Origin of the sequence: Sphingomonas olei, from assembly GCF_045369765.1 — a bacterium.
Lineage (GTDB): Bacteria > Pseudomonadota > Alphaproteobacteria > Sphingomonadales > Sphingomonadaceae > Sphingomonas > Sphingomonas panaciterrae.
In genome coordinates this window covers 452,849-470,785 of record NZ_JBIQEU010000001.1, presented here as the reverse complement: position 1 = coordinate 470,785, position 17,937 = coordinate 452,849, and the positions used below count along the sequence as shown (strand labels likewise).

Genomic DNA, 17,937 nt, shown 5'->3' with positions numbered 1-17,937 from the left:
ATGGGTTCAGATCCGTTCGACGTGCAGGACCTTGTCGCCGTCCTGCGCGTGGATCGCGGCGGCGCAGGCCGGATCGAGGGCAACGCCCGCGTCCTGCGGCGCCACCGTGCCGAAGGCGCAGCGGAAATCGGACAGGCGGCCATGCGCCACCAGCGATTCGATGCCGGCATCGGCGTTGGCGGCAATGACGGCCGCTTCCTTTGCCTCACGGACCGAGCGCACGGCATCGATCCGCGCGGTCATGGTCGGGCCGCCATCAAAGATGTCGATATATTTTTCGAAGGCGAACCCTTCGTTTTCCAGCATCCGCATCGCGGCGCGGCCTGAGGGGTGGGGCATGCCGATCGCGGCGCGCGCGCTTTCGGACAGCATCGCGGTATAGATCGGATGCTTGGGCATCAGATCGGCGATGAACTGGTGGCCGTTGATGGCATTGAAGGCGTCCGCCTCCTGGAAGTTCATGCCGAAGAAGCGCCCGGCGAGGCCGTCCCAGAAGGGCGAGCCGCCCGCTTCGTCGATCACGCCGCGAAGCTCCGCCAGCACGCGATCGCCGAAGCGCGCGCAATGCGCCCGGATAAAGAGGTAGCGGCTGCGCGCGAGCAGCAGGCCGAGCCCGCCGGCGCGCTCCCCCGGGTGGAGGAACAGGCCGCCGACCTCGCTCGACCCCTCCAGATCGGTGGTCAGCGACAGCATCTCCGCGCGGAAGGTGCGGTCGAGTTCGCGGCTGTGCTGGGTCAGCGTGCTGATGCGGTAGCTGTAGAAGGGGTGTTTCTGGCCAACCTGGGTGAAGATCTGGCAGGTACCGCGCACGTCGCCGGTGGCGGTGTTTTCGAGGATGAGGACGAACAGTTCATCCTCCACCGTCGGCTCATCACGGGCAAAGGCGGCGTGGCTGCGATCGAGCTTCGCCTTCAGCGCGCGGCGGTCGGGGGGGAGATTGGTGAATCCGCCGCCGGTCAGCTTTGCCATCTCATAGAGATGCGCAAGATCTTCATCACGTGCCGCCCGGACAACAAATGTCACAAACCCTCCTCAGCCAGTCGCAAGATGGTGACCGCCGACAGCGCGGCGCGTTCGGCCAGGCTATCGACGATCAGGAATTCCTCAGGTGAATGGATCGCGCCGCCGCGCACCCCCATCGTGTCGATGACCGGCGTGCCGACCGCGGCGATATTGTTGCCGTCGCACACCCCGCCGGTGTCGCGCCAGGCGATCGACAGGTCGAGATCGGCGCCGGTGCGGCGCACCAGATCGAACAGGCGCGCCGCCTGCGCGTCGATCGGCTTGGGCGGGCGATTGAAGCTGCCGTGCACCTCTACGGCCACGTCGTGCGCGGTGGTGACGGCAGCGACCGCCTCGTCGATCGCCTGTCGCGCACGGGCGATCTCGTCGGCATCCTTGGGTCGGAAATTGACGCGCAGGACGGCAAGGTCGGGCACGACATTGTTGGGGCCGCCGCCATCGATGCGCGCGGGATTGACCGAGAGGCGCGGGCTTTTTGCCGCGTCGAGGCGAAGCGCGATGGCGGCGGCGGCGACGACCGCGTTGCGGCCCTCCTCCGGATTGCGCCCCGCATGGGCCGCGCGGCCGCGCACGACGATCGAGAAATTGCCCGTGCCGCCGCGCGCGCCGGCAAGTGTGCCGTCGGGGAGGGCGGGTTCATAGGTGAGCGCGGCGAGCTTGCCCCGTGCGGCCGCTTCGATCAGCGCAGCGGAGGAGAAGGAGCCGGTTTCCTCGTCCGAATTGATGACCACGTCATAGCCGATCGGGCAGCCGACCGCCTCGATCCCCTCCAGTGCGGCGATCATCACCGCCAGCCCGCCCTTCATGTCGGCAACGCCGGGGCCGTTGATCGTGCCGTCAGGACGATCGACGAGCGTCTGGAAGGGGTGGTCGGCCGGATAGACGGTGTCCATATGCCCGGTCAGCAGCAGCCGGCGCGGCGCATCGGGACGCACCGCGAGATGAAGGTGCCGGCCATGGTCGATCGCGCGGACGGCGCCGTCGGGGGTCACCCGCTCCGCCGCGGCAGGCGCAACCAACGTCACCTTGCCCGGGAGCGCAGACAGGGCCTCGGCCAGCATGTCCGCGACGGTCGCGAGGCCGGCGAGGTTTGCGGTGCCGCTGTTCACCGCCGACCAGGCGCGGGTGCGGGCGAGCATGGGGGATTGCGCCGCGTGCGCCACCGCTCGTTCCTCGGTCGGGTTCAGCCTTGCCATCAATGGCGGCTGCTAGCCGATGCGGCGAGCATCGACCACCCCGCGGTTCTGCGAGTGATTCTCAAGGGCCCCATGCCTTGCCCCGAGGGGCCGCGAGGCCTAAAGCGACCGCGAATTTTTCAATCGCACATGCGAGAGCAGCCCGAGAAAGCGCCATGGTCGACCTGTCGCAATATCTGCCGATTCTGATGTTCCTCGCGGTTGCGCTGGTGCTGTCGACGGCGTTCGTTTTCCTGCCGATGGCGATTTCGCGAGTCACCGGTTCGTACAAGCCCACGCCCGAGAAGCTGAGCGAATATGAATGCGGTTTCCCCGCGTTCGAGGATAGCCGCGCGCAATTTGACGTGCGTTTCTATCTGGTTGCGATCCTTTTTATTATCTTTGATCTCGAAGCCGCGTTCCTATTTCCCTGGGCGGTAAGCGTGTTCGACCTGGGCTGGACCGCCTGGGTCAGCATGATGATCTTCATCGGCGAGCTCGCGCTCGGGCTCGTCTACGCCTGGAAGACAGGCGCACTGGATTGGGAATGACCATGCACTCCGGCCCCGTTGAATTGCCGCGCGATGCCCGCGCGATCTCCAGTGGAACGGGCCTCGTTCAGCCCGATCCCGGTTTCTTCAACGATCTGAACGGCGAGCTGACCGACAAGGGTTTCCTCGTCACGTCGACCGAGGAATTGTTCCAGTGGGCCCGCACGGGCTCGCTGTGGTGGATGACGTTCGGCCTCGCCTGCTGCGCGGTGGAGATGATCCACGTCAACATGCCGCGCTACGACCTGGAGCGCTTCGGTGCCGCGCCGCGCGCGTCCCCGCGCCAGTCGGACGTGATGATCGTCGCGGGCACGCTCTGCAACAAGATGGCCCCCGCGCTGCGCCGCGTGTACGACCAGATGTCGGAGCCGAAATACGTGATCTCGATGGGGTCGTGCGCGAACGGCGGCGGCTATTACCATTATAGCTACAGCGTCGTGCGCGGTTGCGACCGTGTGGTGCCGGTCGACATCTATGTCCCGGGTTGCCCGCCGACCGCCGAGGCGCTGCTGTACGGGATCATGCAGCTGCAGCGGAAGATCCGCCGTTCGGGGAGCATCGAACGGTGAGGGCGCCTGCACCCCGCTGGGCCGCCGAGCTCAACGACGCGACGCTGGAGGCGGCGCGCGCCGCCATTCCGAACGGGCTGGTCGATGCGTTCGCGCATGTCGGCGAGATCCAGCTGCACGTCCACCGCGATCACCTGATCGCGGCGCTGACCGCCCTGCGCGATACGCCGGGCCTCGAATACCAGCAGCTGATGGACATTGCCGGGGTCGATTATCCCGACCGCGGCGAGGAGCGGTTCGAGGTGGTCTATTGCCTCCTGTCGCTGACCCGCAATCATCGCCTGCACGTCCATGTCACCGCCAGCGAGGATACGCCGGTGCCGACCGTAACCGAGCTGTGGCCGGTCGCCGGCTGGTATGAGCGCGAAGTGTACGACATGTACGGCGTGCTGTTCGCTGGCAACCGCGACCTGCGCCGCATCCTGACCGACTATGGCTTTCGAGGGCACCCCCAGCGCAAGGACTTCCCGCTGACCGGGTTCGTCGAGATGCGCTATTCGGAAGAGGTGAAGCGCGTCGTCTATGAGCCGGTGAAGCTGGCGCAGGATTTCCGCACGTTTGACTTCACGAGTCCCTGGGAAGGCGCGGAATACGTGCTGCCGGGCGACGAGAAGGGCGCGGCGCTGCCCGAGGCGAAGGGTGCGCCGACGCCGCTCAACGCCGATGTGATCCGCAAGGCGGGCGACAGCCAGAGCGCGACCAAGCCGGCCGATGCGCCGAGCCAGCCCTATGCCAAGGAGCCGGCGACCAGCACCGCCCAGACCGGCGCGGGCAACCCGCATCCGAACGCGACGCCAAAGCCATCCGACCCTGATGTCGTTCCCGGCAAGGGAGGGCAGAACCAATGACCGATACGCTGCGCAACGATTCCATCGACCCCGCGGTTGAGCGGTTGGCCGACGCCTTCCAGGACGGACATGTCCAGGATGAGGTGGCGATCCAGAATTACACGATCAACTTCGGCCCGCAGCACCCGGCGGCGCACGGCGTGCTCCGGCTCGTCATGGAGCTGGACGGCGAGATCGTCGAGCGGATCGATCCGCACGTCGGCCTGCTTCACCGCGGCACCGAGAAGCTGATCGAATACAAGACCTACGCGCAGGCGATCCCGTATTTCGATCGCCTCGATTATTGCTCGCCGGCGTGCATGGAGCACACGTTCGTGCTGGCGATCGAGAAGCTGCTTGACCTCGAGGTGCCGCTGCGCGCGCAGTACCTGCGCGTGTTCTTCGCCGAGCTGACGCGCATCTCGAACCATATGCTCAACCTCGGCTCGCACGTCATGGACGTCGGCGCGATGACGCCGAACCTGTGGCTGTTCGAGATTCGCGAGGATTGCTACGGCTTCCTCGAGCGCGCGACCGGTGCGCGCATGCACCACAATTACTTCCGGCCCGGCGGCGTCCACCAGGACGTGCCGCTGAAGCTGCTGACCGACATCGCCGAATGGCTCGACACGCGGCTGCCGCGCCTGTTCGAGGATGCGATCAGCCTCGTTGCCGACAACCGCATCTTCAAGCAGCGCAACGTCGACATCGCAGTGGTGAGCCGTGACGATGCGATCCGCTGGGGCTTCTCCGGCCCGATGATCCGCGCCGCGGGCATTCCGTGGGACCTGCGCAAGCAGCAGCCGTATGACGTGTACGACCGGATGGATTTCGAAATCCCCGTCGGCACCAAGGGCGATTGCTACGACCGCTTCATGGTGCGCGTGGAGGAGGTCCGCCAGTCGGCGCGGATCATGAAGCAGTGTCTGGCGGAAATGCCCGAAGGGCCGATCGCCAGCCTCGATCGCAAGGTCGTGCCGCCTAAGCGGGGCGAGATGAAGCAGTCGATGGAAGCGCTGATCCACCACTTCAAGCTGTATTCCGAAGGCTATCACGTGCCCGCGGGCGAAGTGTATGTCGCGACGGAAAGCCCGAAGGGTGAGTTCGGCGTCTATCTGGTGTCCGACGGCACCAACAAGCCGTACCGTTGCAAGATCCGTCCGACCGCCTTCAGCCACCTGCAGGCAATGGATTTCATGAGCCGCGGCCACATGCTCGCGGACACCACCGCCATTCTCGGCGCGATGGATATCGTTTTTGGTGAATGTGACCGCTGATGGCTGACGCACCCCAGATTCCCGACGAGGCAGAGGTCCGCGCCCGCTGGGGCAATTTCCAGTGGACTGACGAAAGCCGTGAGAAGCGCAACGCGATCCTCGCCCGCTATCCGGCGGGTCGTGAGCAATCGGCGTCGATCCCGCTGCTCGACCTGGCACAGCGCCAGGTTGGGGCGGAGACGAACACGCAAGGGTGGCTGCCGATCCCGGTGATCGAGTTCGTCGCGCGCGAGATCGGCGTGCCGTACATCCGCGTGCTGGAGGTCGCGACCTTCTACACCATGTTCAACCTGGCGCCGGTCGGCCGGTTCCACGTGCAGGTCTGCGGGACGACGCCGTGCATGCTGCGCGGGTCGGACGACGTGCTGGCGGCGTGCAAGAACAAGGGGCTGATCAAGGGCAAGACGACGCCCGACGGCCTGTTCACGCTGACCGAGGTCGAGTGCATGGGCAATTGCGCGTCCGCACCGATGGTCCAGATCAACGACGACAATTACGAGGACCTGGATTACGACCGTACGGTCGCGATCCTCGACGCGCTGGCGCGGGGCGAGCAGCCCAAGGCGGGCACGCAGGAGCCGGGCCGGCATACGGTGGAGCCGTTGGGCGGGCCGACGACGCTGAAAGCGATGGTCGACGAGAACCACGATTATCGCAACGAATGGAACACCCCTGCCGTGGGAGCGAGCGCATGAGCGTCATCACGTCCCTGACGGACAAGGACCGCATCTTCACCAACCTCTACGGATATCAGCCGTGGACGTTGCAGGCGGCCCGCCAGCGCGGCGACTGGGACAATACCAAGGCGCTGCTGGAGCTTGGCCAGGACAAGATCATCGACGTGATCAAGGCCTCGGGCCTGCGCGGTCGCGGCGGTGCGGGCTTCCCGACCGGCACCAAATGGTCGTTCATGCCCAAGACGCCGAGCCCCGAGCGGCCGAGCTTCCTGGTCATCAACGCCGACGAATCCGAACCGGGTTCGTGCAAGGATCGCGAGATCATCCGCCACGATCCGCACAAGCTGATCGAGGGCGCGCTAGTCGCGGGCTTCGCGATGCGCGCGCGGGCGGCCTACATCTACATCCGCGGCGAGTATATTCGCGAGGCCGAGACGCTGTTTGCCGCCGTGCAGGAGGCATATGACGCCGGCCTGGTCGGCAAGAACGCTTGCGGCTCCGGCTATGACTTCGACGTCTTCGTCCACCGTGGCGCCGGCGCGTACATCTGCGGCGAAGAGACCGCGATGATCGAGAGCCTGGAAGGCAAGAAGGGCCAGCCGCGCCTGAAGCCGCCGTTCCCGGCGGGTGCCGGCCTGTATGGCTGTCCGACGACGGTCAACAACGTCGAGAGCATCGCGGTCGCGCCGACGATTCTGCGGCGTGGCGCGGAATGGTTCGCCAGCTTCGGCGCGGAGAACAACCGCGGCACCAAGCTGTTCCAGATCAGCGGTCACGTGGAAAAGCCGTGCGTCGTCGAGGAATCGATGAGCATTCCGTTCCGCGAGCTGATCGAGAAGCATTGCGGCGGCATTCGCGGCGGGTGGGACAATCTGCTCGCGGTTATTCCGGGTGGTTCGTCGGTGCCGTTGGTGCCAGCGAAGGACATCATGGATGCGCCGATGGACTTTGATGGCCTGAAAGCGGTGGGCTCCGGCCTCGGCACTGCAGCGATCATCGTCATGGACAAGTCGACCGACATCGTCCGCGCGATCAGCCGTATCTCCTACTTCTACAAGCACGAGAGCTGCGGCCAGTGCACCCCGTGCCGCGAGGGCACCGGCTGGATGTGGCGCGTGATGGAGCGGCTGCGCACCGGTGACGCCGAGATCGGCGAGATCGACATGTTGCAGCAGGTCACCAAGCAGGTCGAGGGCCACACCATCTGCGCGCTGGGCGACGCGGCTGCCTGGCCGATCCAGGGCCTCATCCGCCACTTCCGCCCCGAGCTGGAGCGCCGCATCACCGAACGTCAGGGCGGCGGGCTCGCCCCCATGCAGGAAGCTGCAGAATAATGCCAAAGCTGAAGGTAGACGGGATCGAGGTCGAAGTGCCGCAGGGAGCCACCGTGCTCCAGGCGTGCGAAGCGGCTGGCAAGGAAATCCCCCGTTTCTGTTATCACGAGCGGCTGAGCATCGCGGGCAATTGCCGCATGTGCCTGGTCGAGGTGAAGCCCGGGCCGCCCAAGCCGCAGGCGTCGTGCGCGCTGCCGGCGGCGGAAAACCAGGAAGTGTTCACCAACACGCCGATGGTGAAGCATGCCCGCGAGGGCGTGATGGAATTCCTGCTGATCAACCACCCGCTGGATTGCCCGATCTGCGATCAGGGCGGCGAGTGCGATCTGCAGGACCAGGCGGTTGCTTATGGTCGTGGCCACAGCCGCTTCCAGGAGAACAAGCGCGCCGTCACCGAGAAGTACATGGGCCCCATCGTGAAGACGGTGATGACCCGGTGCATCCAGTGCACGCGCTGCGTCCGCTTCGCCGAGGAAGTGTCGGGCGTGGAGGAAATCGGCGCGCTGTATCGCGGCGAGAACATGCAGATCACCTCCTACCTCGAGAAGGCGGTGACGAGCGAGCTCAGCGGCAATGTCGTCGACCTGTGCCCGGTCGGTGCGCTGACGTCCAAGCCCTATGCGTTCGAAGCGCGCCCGTGGGAGCTGAAGAAGACGCTGACGATCGACGTCATGGACGCGGTCGGCACCAACATCCGCCTCGACAGCCGTGGCCGTCAGGTGCTCCGCGCGCTGCCGCGGGTGAATGACGACGTCAACGAGGAGTGGGCGACCGACAAGACCCGCCACGCCGTCGACGGCCTGGTGCGTCGCCGGCTCGACCGCCCTTATGTGCGGCGTGACGGCAAGCTGGTTGCGGCCAGCTGGGACGAGGCGTTCGCTGCGATCGCCGATGCGGCCAAGGCTGCGGGCAACAGCGTCGCGGCGGTGGCCGGCGATATCGTCGATTGCGAGACGATGTTCGCGGCCAAGGCGCTGCTGGCGTCGATGGGCTCGTCGCTGCTCGAGGGTCGTCAGACCGGCATGGACTATGACGTGTCGAGCCTGGCGGCGGTGAATTTCAACACCACCATTGCCGGCATGGAGCGCGCCGACGCGATCCTGTTGGTCGGCACCAACCTTCGCTGGGAAGCGAGCCTGGTCAACACGCGCGTGCGCAAGGCGATCAAGCGCGGCGCCAAGGTGTTTGCGATCGGCCCGGAGACGGACCTGTCGTACAAGGCCGAGTGGCTGGGCCAGGATCTCTCGATCCTTTCCAACCTGCCAGAGGCGGTGACCGAGGCGTTCGGCAAGGCCGAGCGGCCGGCAGTGGTTGTCGGTGGCGGCGCGCTGAAGCATGCGCATGGCGCGACGCTGGAGCTCGCCAAGTCGCTGAACCTCGTTCGCGATGGTTGGAACGGCTATAATGTCGTGCATTTCTCGGCCGCACGCATGGGCGGGCTGATGCTCGGCTACGCGCAAAAGGCCGGCATTTCCGCGCTTTACGACGCGAAGCTCACCTTCTTCCTGGGGGCCGACGAGTGCGATTTCACGCGCTTCACCGGCTTCAAGGTCTATGTCGGCCATCATGGCGACAAGGGCGCGGCCGCGGCGGACGTGGTGCTGCCCGGTGCGAGCTATGCCGAGAAGTCGGGTACCTATGTGAACCTCGAAGGGCGTGTTCAGCGCGGCAACCGCGCGGTGTTCGCGCCGGGCGATGCGCGCGAGGACTGGACGATCTTCCGCGCACTGTCGGAAAAGCTGGGCGCGGTCCTGCCGTTCGACACGCTGGACGAGCTGCGCGCCGCGATGGCGCTGGATTGTCCGGAGCTTGCCAACGAGGGGCTGGTGACCTTCCCCTGGGCGCCCCCGTCGCTCGACAACGCGGCGCAGGGCGCGCTGGAGGGATATCCCATCAAGGATTTCTATCTCACCAACGCGATCTGCCGCGCGTCGCCGACGATGCAGCGCTGCTCGGCTGAACTGGTCCATGGCGAAACCTTCGCGGAGGCCGCGGAATGACCGCCTTCTTCAACACGACCCTCGGCCTGCCCTATAACTGGGCCTGGTTCCTGGCGACGCTGGTCGGCATCCTGGTCATCGCGCTGCCGCTGATGCTGGCAGTGGCGATGATCATCTATGCCGATCGCAAGATCTGGGCGGCGATGGCGCTGCGCCGCGGCCCGAACGTGGTCGGCCCGCTCGGCCTGCTGCAGTCCTTCGCCGACGGCCTGAAGGTGTTCCTGCAGGAGACGATCGTCCCCACGGCCGCCAACCGCGGGCTGTTCCTGCTCGCGCCGATCATCACCTTCACGGTGGCGCTGATCGTCTGGGCGGTGGTGCCGTTCGACCTTGGCGTCGTGCTGGCGGACATCAACGTCGGGCTGCTGTACGTTCTCGCGGCATCGTCGCTGGGCGTGTACGGGATCATCCTGGCGGGCTGGTCGTCCAACTCCAAATACCCGTTCTTTTCCGCGATCCGCGCCGCGGCGCAGATGGTGAGCTATGAAGTCGCGATCGGTTTCGTGCTGATCTCGGTCATCCTGTGGGCGGGGACGTTCAACCTGACCGGGATCGTCGAGGCGCAGCGCGGCGTACTGGGGACGCCGATCAACGGCTTCTTCCTCAACCCGCTGCTGTTCCCGATGGCGATCGTGTTCTTCATCTCGGCCCTGGCCGAAACGGCGCGCGCGCCGTTCGACCTGACCGAGGCGGAATCGGAGCTCGTCGCGGGTTACCAGACCGAATATTCGTCGATGAGCTTCGCGCTCTACTGGCTCGGCGAATATGCCAATGTGATCCTGATGTGCGTGCTGAACGCGACGCTGTTCTGGGGTGGCTATCTGCCGCCGTTCGACTGGGCGCCGCTCTATTACGTGCCGGGCATCATCTGGCTGTTTGCCAAGACGCTGTTCTTCTTCTTCTGCTTCAGCTGGGTGAAGGCGACGGTGCCGAGGTATCGTTATGACCAGCTGATGCGGCTGGGCTGGAAGGTGTTCCTTCCGCTGTCACTGTTCTGGGTATTTCTCGTGTCGGGCGTGCTGATGCTCTACCGGGTTGGGATCTGACGATGGGTATCGCTTCGACGATCAAGGCCTTCACCCTCTGGGAGTTCGTGAAGGCGCACGCTTTGACCTTGAGGTATTTCTTCAAGCCCAAGGCGACGATCAACTATCCGTTCGAGCGCAACCCGCTCTCGCCGCGATTCCGCGGGGAGCATGCGCTGCGCCGCTATCCCAATGGCGAGGAACGCTGCATCGCATGCAAGCTGTGCGAGGCGGTGTGCCCGGCGCAGGCGATCACGATCGAGGCCGAGCCGCGCGACGACGGCAGCCGCCGGACGACGCGCTACGACATCGACATGACCAAGTGCATCTATTGCGGGCTGTGCCAGGAGGCCTGCCCGGTGGACGCGATCGTCGAAGGGCCGAACTACGAATTCTCGACCGAGACCCGCGAGGAGCTGATCTACGACAAGGCCAAGCTGCTCGATAACGGGGATCGCTGGGAAAGCGCGATTGCGGCAAACATTGCCGCGGACGCGGCATATCGATAGGCGGCGCGCGATGATTCAACGGCTTTTCCAGGTGTCGGCATGATCCAGGCCCTCGCCTTCTACCTTTTCGCGATCGTGGTGCTCGTTTCGGGCGTCATGACGATTGCCTCGCGCAATCCGGTGCACAGCGTGCTGTGGCTGATCCTGGCGTTCTTCAACGCCGCGGGCCTGATGGTGCTGGTCGGCGCCGAGTTCATCGCGATGCTGCTCGTCATCGTCTACGTCGGCGCGGTCGCCGTGCTGTTCCTGTTCGTGGTCATGATGCTCGACATCGACTTCGCCGAGCTGCGCGCTGGTTTCGTGCGCTATTTCGGGATCGGCCTGGTCCTGGCGGTGGCGCTGGTGTGCGAGATCATCATCGGGGTCGGCGCATGGAGCGAGGGCGGGGTTGACCTGGCACGCCGCGGTGCGCCGATCGATCCGACCATCCCGAACGTCCAGGCGATCGGCAACCTGCTGTACACCCGCTACCTCTTCGTGTTCGAAGCGGCGGGCCTGGTGCTGCTGGTCGCGATGATCGGCGCGATCGTGCTGACGCATCGCCAGCGTGGCGGGGTCATCAGGCAGAACATCGCGCAGCAGATCGCGCGGCGTCCGCAGGATGCGACGCGTAACGTGCGGCCGGAAATCGGGCAGGGGGTGAAGCTGTGAGTGGCGGAATCGGTCTGGTCCATTACCTCGTCGTGGCGGCATTGCTGTTCACGACCGGGGTGCTGGGCATCTTCCTCAACCGGAAGAACATCATCGTCATCCTGATGGCGATCGAGCTGATCCTGCTGGCGGTGAACATCAACCTCGTCGCCTTCTCCTCGGCGCTGGGCGATCTGGTGGGGCAGGTCTTTGCGATGTTCGTGCTGACCGTGGCTGCCGGCGAGGCGGCGATCGGTCTGGCGATCCTCGTCATCTTCTTCCGTGGCCGGGGCTCGATCTCGGTTGATGATCCCAGCCGGATGAAGGGCTGAACGACCCGTGACCTCGATCCTCTTCATCGTATTCCTGCCGCTGCTCGCGGCGATCATCGCTGGCTTCGGCAACAAGTCGATCCCCGGCGTCGTCGCCAAGGGCGTGACGACGGGCGCGCTGTTCATCTCCTGCGCGCTGTCGTGGCCGATCTTCCTCGGCTTCATGTCGGGCGGGATGAGCGCCAGCGTGACGCCGGTGCTGCACTTCCTCACCTCCGGCACGTTTGACGCGTCCTGGACGCTGCGGGTCGACGCGCTGACCAGCGTGATGCTGGTGGTGATCACCAGCGTCTCGGCGCTCGTTCACCTCTATAGCTGGGGCTATATGAGCGAGGACCCGGATCAGCCGCGGTTCTTCGCCTATCTGTCGCTGTTCACCTTCGCGATGCTGATGCTGGTGACGGCCGACAACCTGATCCAAATGTTCTTCGGCTGGGAAGGCGTCGGCCTCGCCAGCTATCTGCTGATCGGTTTCTGGTTCAAGAAGCCGAGCGCGCAGGCGGCGGCGATCAAGGCATTCGTCGTCAACCGTGTCGGCGACCTTGGCTTCATGCTGGGCATCTTTGCCACCTATCTGGTGTTCGACACCGTCTCGATCCCCGCCATCCTCGAGATGGCGCCGGGCATGGCCGGCTCGACGATCGGCTTCCTTGGCTATCGCTTCGACACGATGGCGGTGATCTGTCTGCTGCTGTTCGTCGGCGCGATGGGCAAGTCGGCGCAGCTGGGCCTCCACACCTGGTTGCCGGACGCGATGGAAGGCCCGACCCCGGTGTCGGCGCTGATCCACGCGGCGACGATGGTCACCGCGGGCGTCTTCATGGTCTGCCGCCTGTCGCCGATGTTCGAAGCGTCGCCGACCGCGCTGATGGTAGTCACCGGCGTTGGCGCCGCGACCTGCCTGTTCGCCGCGACCGTCGGCACGACGCAGACCGACATCAAGCGCGTGATCGCTTATTCGACCTGTTCGCAGCTCGGCTATATGTTCTTCGCCGCGGGCGTTGGTGCGTATGGCGCGGCGATGTTCCACCTGTTCACGCACGCCTTCTTCAAGGCGCTGCTGTTCCTGGGTGCCGGCTCAGTCATCCATGCGATGCACCATGAGCAGGACATGCGCTTCTACGGTGGCCTGCGTAAGCATATCCCGATCACCTTCTGGGCGATGATGCTGGGTACGCTGGCGATCACGGGCGTGGGCATCTACGGCATCGGTGGCTTTGCCGGCTTCCACTCGAAGGACGCGATCCTTGAAGTGGCCTGGGCATCGGGCCGCGGGCAGGGCGCCTTCTGGGTCGGTACCTTCGCTGCGCTGCTGACGAGCTTCTACTCGTGGCGCCTGATGTTCCTGACCTTCTGGGGCAAGCCGCGCTGGGCCGGGTCGGAGCATATCCAGCACGCGGTGCACGACCATCACCATGATCATCCCGTCCATGACGCGGACGATCATGCCGCGGAGGCGCATGGTGGCGGTGTCGCGCATGAGGATGCCGGCCATTCGCCGCACGCGCATGGCGCGGACACCGATGACGTGCCGACCGGCACCGCTGGCTATCATCCGCATGAGAGCCCGCTGGTCATGCTGATCCCGCTGATCGTCCTGTCGATCGGCGCGGTGCTCGCCGGCTATGTGTTCCATTACTGGTTCATCGAGCCGGAGGCGGGCGAGGCGTTCTGGCGCGGGTCGCTCGCGTTCAACGAGCATCTGGCGCACGAGATGCACGAGGTGCCGCTGCTGGTGAAACTGGCCGCGACGATCGTGATGATCATCGGCCTGGCGCTGGCATGGATCGCCTACATCTGGCGGACCGACATACCGAAGCGGTTCACCACGACGTTCGACGTCCTGTACAATTTCATCGCCCACAAATGGTATTTCGATGAGCTGTACGACCTGTTGTTCGTGCGCCCGTCCTTCGCCATCGGCCGCTTCCTGTGGCACAAGGGTGATGAAGGTACGATCGACCGCTTCGGGCCGAACGGATCGGCCTGGATCGTGGCTCAGTCGAGCCGCGTCGCCGGGCGGATCCAGACGGGCTACGTCTATACCTATGCGTTCGTGATGCTGATCGGCCTCACCGCCGCGGTAACTTGGGTGATCGCAGGATGACCCACGCCGCTTCTTTCGTTCGCGCCGAGCCTGGCAAGGCGCTGTACTTCTTCACCCCGTTCGAAGGGGCAGGGCTGGACGTCGTGACGTTCGGCCCGAACGGTCTGTTGGGGGCGAAGTGACCGGTTTCCCGATCCTTTCCGTGATGCTCGCGATCCCGGCCATTGCCGCGATCGCCTGCTTCTTCCTGTCCGCCCAGAGCGCGCGCTGGCTCGCCCTGGCGGCGACGCTGGCCAATCTCGCGCTGGGCGTCATCCTGTGGCTCAGCTTCGACATCGGCGGGGCGCAGTGGCAGTTCGTCGAATATGCGCCGGTGTTCGGGCGGTTCGCCTGGGCGCTGGGCATCGATGGCTATGCGCTGCTGCTGATCATGCTGAGCGTGTTCCTGATGCCGATCTGCATTGGGGCATCGTGGCAGGCGATCGAAAAGCGCGTGCCGGAATATATGGCGATGTTCCTGCTGACCGAGGTGCTGATGATCGGCACCTTCGCGGCGCAGGACATCTTCCTGTTCTACATCTTCTTTGAAGCCGGCCTGATCCCGATGTTCCTGATTATCGGCATCTGGGGCGGGGCGAACCGCATCTACGCGTCGTACAAGTTCTTCCTGTACACGCTGCTCGGCTCGCTGCTGATGTTCATCGCCATGCTTTACATGAGCATCACCGCCGACACGACGTCGATCCCGGTGCTGATGAACTATGACTTCCCGCCGGACGTCCAGACGTGGCTGTGGCTCGCCTTCTTCGCCTCCTTCGCCGTGAAGATGCCGATGTGGCCGGTGCACACCTGGCTGCCCGACGCGCACGTGCAGGCGCCGACCGCGGGGTCGGTGATCCTGGCGGGCGTGCTGCTGAAGCTGGGCGGTTATGGCTTCCTGCGCTTCAGCCTGCCGATGTTCCCGGAGGCGTCCGCATCGCTGGTGTGGCTGGTGTTCGGCCTGAGCGCAGTCGCGGTGATTTACACCAGCCTTGTCGCGCTGGTGCAGTCCGACATGAAGAAGCTCATCGCTTATTCGTCGGTCGCGCACATGGCGATCGTGACGATCGGCCTGTTCGCGTTCAACGCGCAGGGCATCGAGGGTGCGATGCTGGTGATGCTGGGCCACGGCCTGGTGTCGGGCGCGCTGTTCCTGTGCGTCGGCGTCATCTACGACCGGCTGCACACCCGCGAGATTTCGCGTTACGGTGGCCTCGCCAACAACATGCCGCGCTACGCGATCCTGTTCCTGTTGTTCACCATGGCCTCGATCGGCCTGCCGGGCACCAGCAACTTCCCGGGCGAACTGCTGGCACTGATGGGCACTTATCAAGTGTCGACCACGATCGCGCTGCTGTGCACGACCGGCATCATCCTGGGCGCGGCGTATATGCTGTATCTGTACCGTCGCGTCGTGTGGGGTGAGATCAAGTCGGAGGAAGTGCGCGCGATGCCCGACCTGTCGGCGCGCGAGATGTGGCTGCTGGCACCGATCGCCGCGGTCGTCCTGTGGATGGGCGTGTATCCGGAAAGCTTCATTGCCCCGATGCGTGCCGACACCGAGCGCCTGCTTGCCCGGATCGATCGTGATCGTCCGGCGGGCGATTCACTGCCCACGCCGGGTACTGGCGTGGCGCCTGCCGCGCATGGTGCGGGCCATTCGGCCGCCGGTTCTTCTGCTGCTGTATCTGACGCCCATGGGGAGACGCATTGATGGACTACGCATCGCAGGTCGCGATGACCCTTCCCGAGATCGTGCTGGCGCTGGGTGCGCTGGCACTGATGCTGGTGGCTGCGTGGGGCGGCTCCGCGTCGACGCGCGCCGTGTCCTGGACCGCGGTGGCGATCCTTGGCGGCGCGTGCCTGGCGCTGATCGGCCCGGCAACCAACGGCGGCGCTGCGTTCGACGGCATGTACCGCGCGGATGCCTTTGCCGGTTTCGCCAAGGTGCTGATCTATTTCGCCGCGGCGGTCGCGATCCTGCTCGCGCCGCGCTTCTTCGAGCGGACGGCAGGCGAGAATCTGCGCCCGGAATATCCGGTGCTGATCCTTCTGTCGGCAATCGGCATGGGCGTGATGGTGTCGGCGGGCGATCTGCTGACGCTGTACATCGGCCTCGAGTTGCAGAGCCTTGCCGCCTATGTCCTCGCCAGCTTCATGCGGCAGGACCAACGGTCGGCTGAGGCGGGCCTGAAGTATTTCGTGCTCGGCGCGCTGGCGAGCGGCATCCTGCTCTATGGCATCAGCCTGGTGTACGGCTTCACCGGTTCGACCATGTTCGACGAAATCGCCGGCGCCTATGCCGCATCGCCGCTGAGCGGTGACGGACGGTCGATCGGCCTGATGTTCGGCCTGGTTTTCGTGTTCGCCGGCATCGCCTTCAAGATCAGCGCCGTGCCGTTCCACATGTGGACCCCGGACGTGTACGAAGGCGCACCGACGCCGGTCACTGCCTTCTTCGCCTCGGCGCCGAAGGTTGCCGCCGTCGGACTCGCCGTTCGTGTCGCGATCGAGGCGATGGGCCCGGCCGAGGACCAGTGGCGCCAGATCGTGATCTTCGCGGCGCTCGCCTCGATCATCTTCGGTGCGGTTGCCGCGATCGGCCAGAGCAACATCAAGCGACTGCTTGCCTATTCGTCGATCAACAACGTTGGCTTCGCGCTGATCGGTCTTGCCGCGGGCACGCCCGAGGGCGTCGCCTCCGTGCTGACCTATATGACGATCTACGTCATCATGACGCTGGGCTCGTTCCTGGTCGTGCTGCAGATGCGCACGCCCGAAGGACAGCCGGTGGAGACGCTGGCGTCGCTGTCGGGCCTGTCGCGCACGCGGCCGTGGCTGGCGGCCGGGCTCGCGATCTTCATGTTCAGCCTGGCTGGCATTCCGCCGCTGTTCGGCTTCTGGGCGAAGTTCGCGGTGTTCGATGCGGCGGTGCGCGCCGGGCTGTTCCCGCTGGCCGTCATCGGCATCGCGGCGAGCACGATCGGTGCCTATTATTACCTGCGCGTCGTCAAGACGATGTACTTCGACGAGCCGACGGTGCCGTTTGGCGAGGGTGACAAGCTGGAGGGCGGGATGATCGCTGTCGCGGCAGTGGCCGTGTCGCCGCTCGGCTATTTGGCCATCCCGCTGCTCAGTGCCTGGTCGATCAACGCTGCGCAGGCGCTGTTCTGACGGTTCAGCGGCGTGACGGTGTCGCGGTGAAGGGCACGGCGGGCGACCGCATCCGCACGGTCGCGGAAACCGGCTCCACCAACGCCGACATGCTGGCCCTCGCCGCGGCCGGCGCCCCGGAAGGGAGCTGGCTGCGTGCCGAGCGGCAGACCGCCGGGCGCGGGCGGCAGGGGAAGGCCTGGAGCTCCCCGATCGGGAATGTCTATGCCAGCACGCTGGTGCGGGTGCGGGCCGATGACCCGCCCGCCGCGTCGCTGGCGCTGGTGTGCGCGGTCGCGCTGGCGGACACGATCGGGACGCTCGGCTGCCCGACCGTCACGATCAAATGGCCCAACGACCTGCTGCTCGAGAACGCCAAGCTTGCCGGCATCCTGCTGGAGCGGCACGGCGATGCGATCGTCGCTGGTTTTGGCGTCAATCTGTCGAGCCATCCGTCGATCGAGGGGCGGCAGACCGCCAGCCTTGCCGGCCGGCTGTGGGTCCACTCCGCTGCCGAGCTGTTCGAGCATCTGGTGGCAGATTTCGCGACATGGCTGGAGACGTGGCGCCGTGACGGGCTGCCGCCGGTCATCGCGCGGTGGGAGCGGCAGGCGCATGCGCCGGGTACGCCGCTGATTGCCAACCTGTCCGACGGGACGTCGGTTGCCGGCAAATATGATGGTCTGGCCAGCGACGGCGCGCTACGGCTGCGCTTGGCGGATGGAACCACGCGTGTCATTCACGCGGCCGACGTGTTCCTGGTGTAGGG

18 protein-coding genes are annotated in these 17,937 nt (G+C 65.5%); 16 read left to right on the top strand and 2 right to left on the bottom strand.

Annotated features, from left to right (window positions below; translation table 11 throughout):
* Positions 1–6 precede the first annotated feature (6 nt).
* Positions 7–1,023, bottom strand: a complete 1,017-nt coding sequence (locus tag ACH0BU_RS02395; RefSeq protein WP_500263667.1) for an arginine N-succinyltransferase — start codon at positions 1,021–1,023, stop codon at positions 7–9.
* On the bottom strand, positions 1,020–2,219 hold the full coding sequence (locus tag ACH0BU_RS02390) for a hydrolase (RefSeq protein WP_296222061.1): 1,200 nt from the start codon (positions 2,217–2,219) through the stop codon (positions 1,020–1,022). The genes ACH0BU_RS02395 and ACH0BU_RS02390 overlap by 4 nt, the downstream gene beginning before the upstream one ends.
* A 155-nt stretch (positions 2,220–2,374) precedes the next feature.
* On the opposite strand from ACH0BU_RS02390, the gene ndhC reads away from it, so the two are divergent.
* From ndhC to ACH0BU_RS02310, 16 genes are read left to right on the top strand one after another with little or no spacing between them, the layout of a single operon-like run.
* Positions 2,375–2,749 (top strand): NADH-quinone oxidoreductase subunit A, encoded by a 375-nt coding sequence (gene ndhC / locus ACH0BU_RS02385; RefSeq protein ID WP_046409935.1) that lies wholly within the window; start codon positions 2,375–2,377, stop codon positions 2,747–2,749.
* A 2-nt stretch (positions 2,750–2,751) separates the two neighbouring features.
* On the top strand, positions 2,752–3,318 hold the full coding sequence (locus ACH0BU_RS02380) for a NuoB/complex I 20 kDa subunit family protein (protein WP_046410043.1): 567 nt from the start codon (positions 2,752–2,754) through the stop codon (positions 3,316–3,318).
* Positions 3,315–4,166, top strand: a complete 852-nt coding sequence (locus ACH0BU_RS02375) for an NADH-quinone oxidoreductase subunit C (RefSeq protein ID WP_125944123.1) — start codon at positions 3,315–3,317, stop codon at positions 4,164–4,166. The genes ACH0BU_RS02380 and ACH0BU_RS02375 overlap by 4 nt, the downstream gene beginning before the upstream one ends.
* On the top strand, positions 4,163–5,422 hold the full coding sequence (locus ACH0BU_RS02370) for an NADH-quinone oxidoreductase subunit D (RefSeq protein ID WP_046409937.1): 1,260 nt from the start codon (positions 4,163–4,165) through the stop codon (positions 5,420–5,422). Before ACH0BU_RS02375 ends, ACH0BU_RS02370 begins: the two co-directional genes overlap by 4 nt.
* Positions 5,422–6,117 carry a complex I 24 kDa subunit family protein gene (locus tag ACH0BU_RS02365; protein ID WP_125944124.1) on the top strand — a complete coding sequence of 232 codons (696 nt, stop codon included), beginning with the start codon at positions 5,422–5,424 and terminating at the stop codon, positions 6,115–6,117. Before ACH0BU_RS02370 ends, ACH0BU_RS02365 begins: the two co-directional genes overlap by 1 nt.
* Positions 6,114–7,433, top strand: a complete 1,320-nt coding sequence (gene nuoF / locus ACH0BU_RS02360; protein WP_046409940.1) for an NADH-quinone oxidoreductase subunit NuoF — start codon at positions 6,114–6,116, stop codon at positions 7,431–7,433. The genes ACH0BU_RS02365 and nuoF overlap by 4 nt, the downstream gene beginning before the upstream one ends.
* Complete coding sequence (nuoG, locus tag ACH0BU_RS02355) at positions 7,433–9,433, top strand: NADH-quinone oxidoreductase subunit NuoG (protein WP_500263666.1); 2,001 nt, start codon at positions 7,433–7,435, stop codon at positions 9,431–9,433. The genes nuoF and nuoG overlap by 1 nt, the downstream gene beginning before the upstream one ends.
* Positions 9,430–10,479: an NADH-quinone oxidoreductase subunit NuoH gene (gene nuoH / locus ACH0BU_RS02350; protein WP_046409942.1), complete on the top strand. Its 1,050-nt coding sequence runs from the start codon at positions 9,430–9,432 to the stop codon at positions 10,477–10,479. The genes nuoG and nuoH overlap by 4 nt, the downstream gene beginning before the upstream one ends.
* A 2-nt stretch (positions 10,480–10,481) precedes the next feature.
* Positions 10,482–10,967 (top strand): NADH-quinone oxidoreductase subunit NuoI, encoded by a 486-nt coding sequence (gene nuoI / locus ACH0BU_RS02345; RefSeq protein WP_046409943.1) that lies wholly within the window; start codon positions 10,482–10,484, stop codon positions 10,965–10,967.
* Between the two features lie 39 nt (positions 10,968–11,006).
* A complete protein-coding gene (locus tag ACH0BU_RS02340) occupies positions 11,007–11,618 on the top strand; it encodes an NADH-quinone oxidoreductase subunit J (protein ID WP_046409944.1) in 612 nt (203 codons plus the stop codon).
* 8 nt (positions 11,619–11,626) lie between these two features.
* Positions 11,627–11,929, top strand: coding sequence for an NADH-quinone oxidoreductase subunit NuoK (gene nuoK / locus ACH0BU_RS02335; RefSeq protein ID WP_046410045.1), 303 nt, complete (start codon positions 11,627–11,629; stop codon positions 11,927–11,929).
* Positions 11,930–11,936: 7 nt separating this feature from the next.
* Complete coding sequence (gene nuoL / locus ACH0BU_RS02330) at positions 11,937–14,036, top strand: NADH-quinone oxidoreductase subunit L (protein ID WP_500263665.1); 2,100 nt, start codon at positions 11,937–11,939, stop codon at positions 14,034–14,036.
* Positions 14,033–14,158 carry a hypothetical protein gene (locus ACH0BU_RS02325; protein WP_296221171.1) on the top strand — a complete coding sequence of 42 codons (126 nt, stop codon included), beginning with the start codon at positions 14,033–14,035 and terminating at the stop codon, positions 14,156–14,158. The genes nuoL and ACH0BU_RS02325 overlap by 4 nt, the downstream gene beginning before the upstream one ends.
* Positions 14,155–15,729 carry an NADH-quinone oxidoreductase subunit M gene (locus ACH0BU_RS02320; RefSeq protein ID WP_500263664.1) on the top strand — a complete coding sequence of 525 codons (1,575 nt, stop codon included), beginning with the start codon at positions 14,155–14,157 and terminating at the stop codon, positions 15,727–15,729. The genes ACH0BU_RS02325 and ACH0BU_RS02320 overlap by 4 nt, the downstream gene beginning before the upstream one ends.
* A complete protein-coding gene (nuoN, locus tag ACH0BU_RS02315; protein ID WP_046409947.1) occupies positions 15,729–17,189 on the top strand; it encodes an NADH-quinone oxidoreductase subunit NuoN in 1,461 nt (486 codons plus the stop codon). Before ACH0BU_RS02320 ends, nuoN begins: the two co-directional genes overlap by 1 nt.
* 26 nt (positions 17,190–17,215) lie before the next feature.
* A complete protein-coding gene (locus ACH0BU_RS02310; RefSeq protein ID WP_296219699.1) occupies positions 17,216–17,935 on the top strand; it encodes a biotin--[acetyl-CoA-carboxylase] ligase in 720 nt (239 codons plus the stop codon).
* The last annotated feature ends 2 nt before the right edge of the window (positions 17,936–17,937 follow it).

Bases quoted from the DNA above. Each gene is read 5' to 3' on its own strand.
- ACH0BU_RS02365 (WP_125944124.1), top strand. From the start codon at position 5,422: ATGGCTGACGCACCCCAGATTCCCGACGAGGCAGAGGTCCGCGCCCGC.
- nuoG (WP_500263666.1), top strand. From the start codon at position 7,433: ATGCCAAAGCTGAAGGTAGACGGGATCGAGGTCGAAGTGCCGCAGGGA.
- ACH0BU_RS02325 (WP_296221171.1), top strand. From the start codon at position 14,033: ATGACCCACGCCGCTTCTTTCGTTCGCGCCGAGCCTGGCAAGGCGCTG.
- ACH0BU_RS02380 (WP_046410043.1), top strand. From the start codon at position 2,752: ATGCACTCCGGCCCCGTTGAATTGCCGCGCGATGCCCGCGCGATCTCC.
- nuoH (WP_046409942.1), top strand. From the start codon at position 9,430: ATGACCGCCTTCTTCAACACGACCCTCGGCCTGCCCTATAACTGGGCC.
- nuoN (WP_046409947.1), top strand. From the start codon at position 15,729: ATGGACTACGCATCGCAGGTCGCGATGACCCTTCCCGAGATCGTGCTG.
- ndhC (WP_046409935.1), top strand. From the start codon at position 2,375: ATGGTCGACCTGTCGCAATATCTGCCGATTCTGATGTTCCTCGCGGTT.
- nuoI (WP_046409943.1), top strand. From the start codon at position 10,482: ATGGGTATCGCTTCGACGATCAAGGCCTTCACCCTCTGGGAGTTCGTG.
- ACH0BU_RS02370 (WP_046409937.1), top strand. From the start codon at position 4,163: ATGACCGATACGCTGCGCAACGATTCCATCGACCCCGCGGTTGAGCGG.
- ACH0BU_RS02340 (WP_046409944.1), top strand. From the start codon at position 11,007: ATGATCCAGGCCCTCGCCTTCTACCTTTTCGCGATCGTGGTGCTCGTT.
- ACH0BU_RS02390 (WP_296222061.1), bottom strand. From the start codon at position 2,219: ATGGCAAGGCTGAACCCGACCGAGGAACGAGCGGTGGCGCACGCGGCG.
- nuoF (WP_046409940.1), top strand. From the start codon at position 6,114: ATGAGCGTCATCACGTCCCTGACGGACAAGGACCGCATCTTCACCAAC.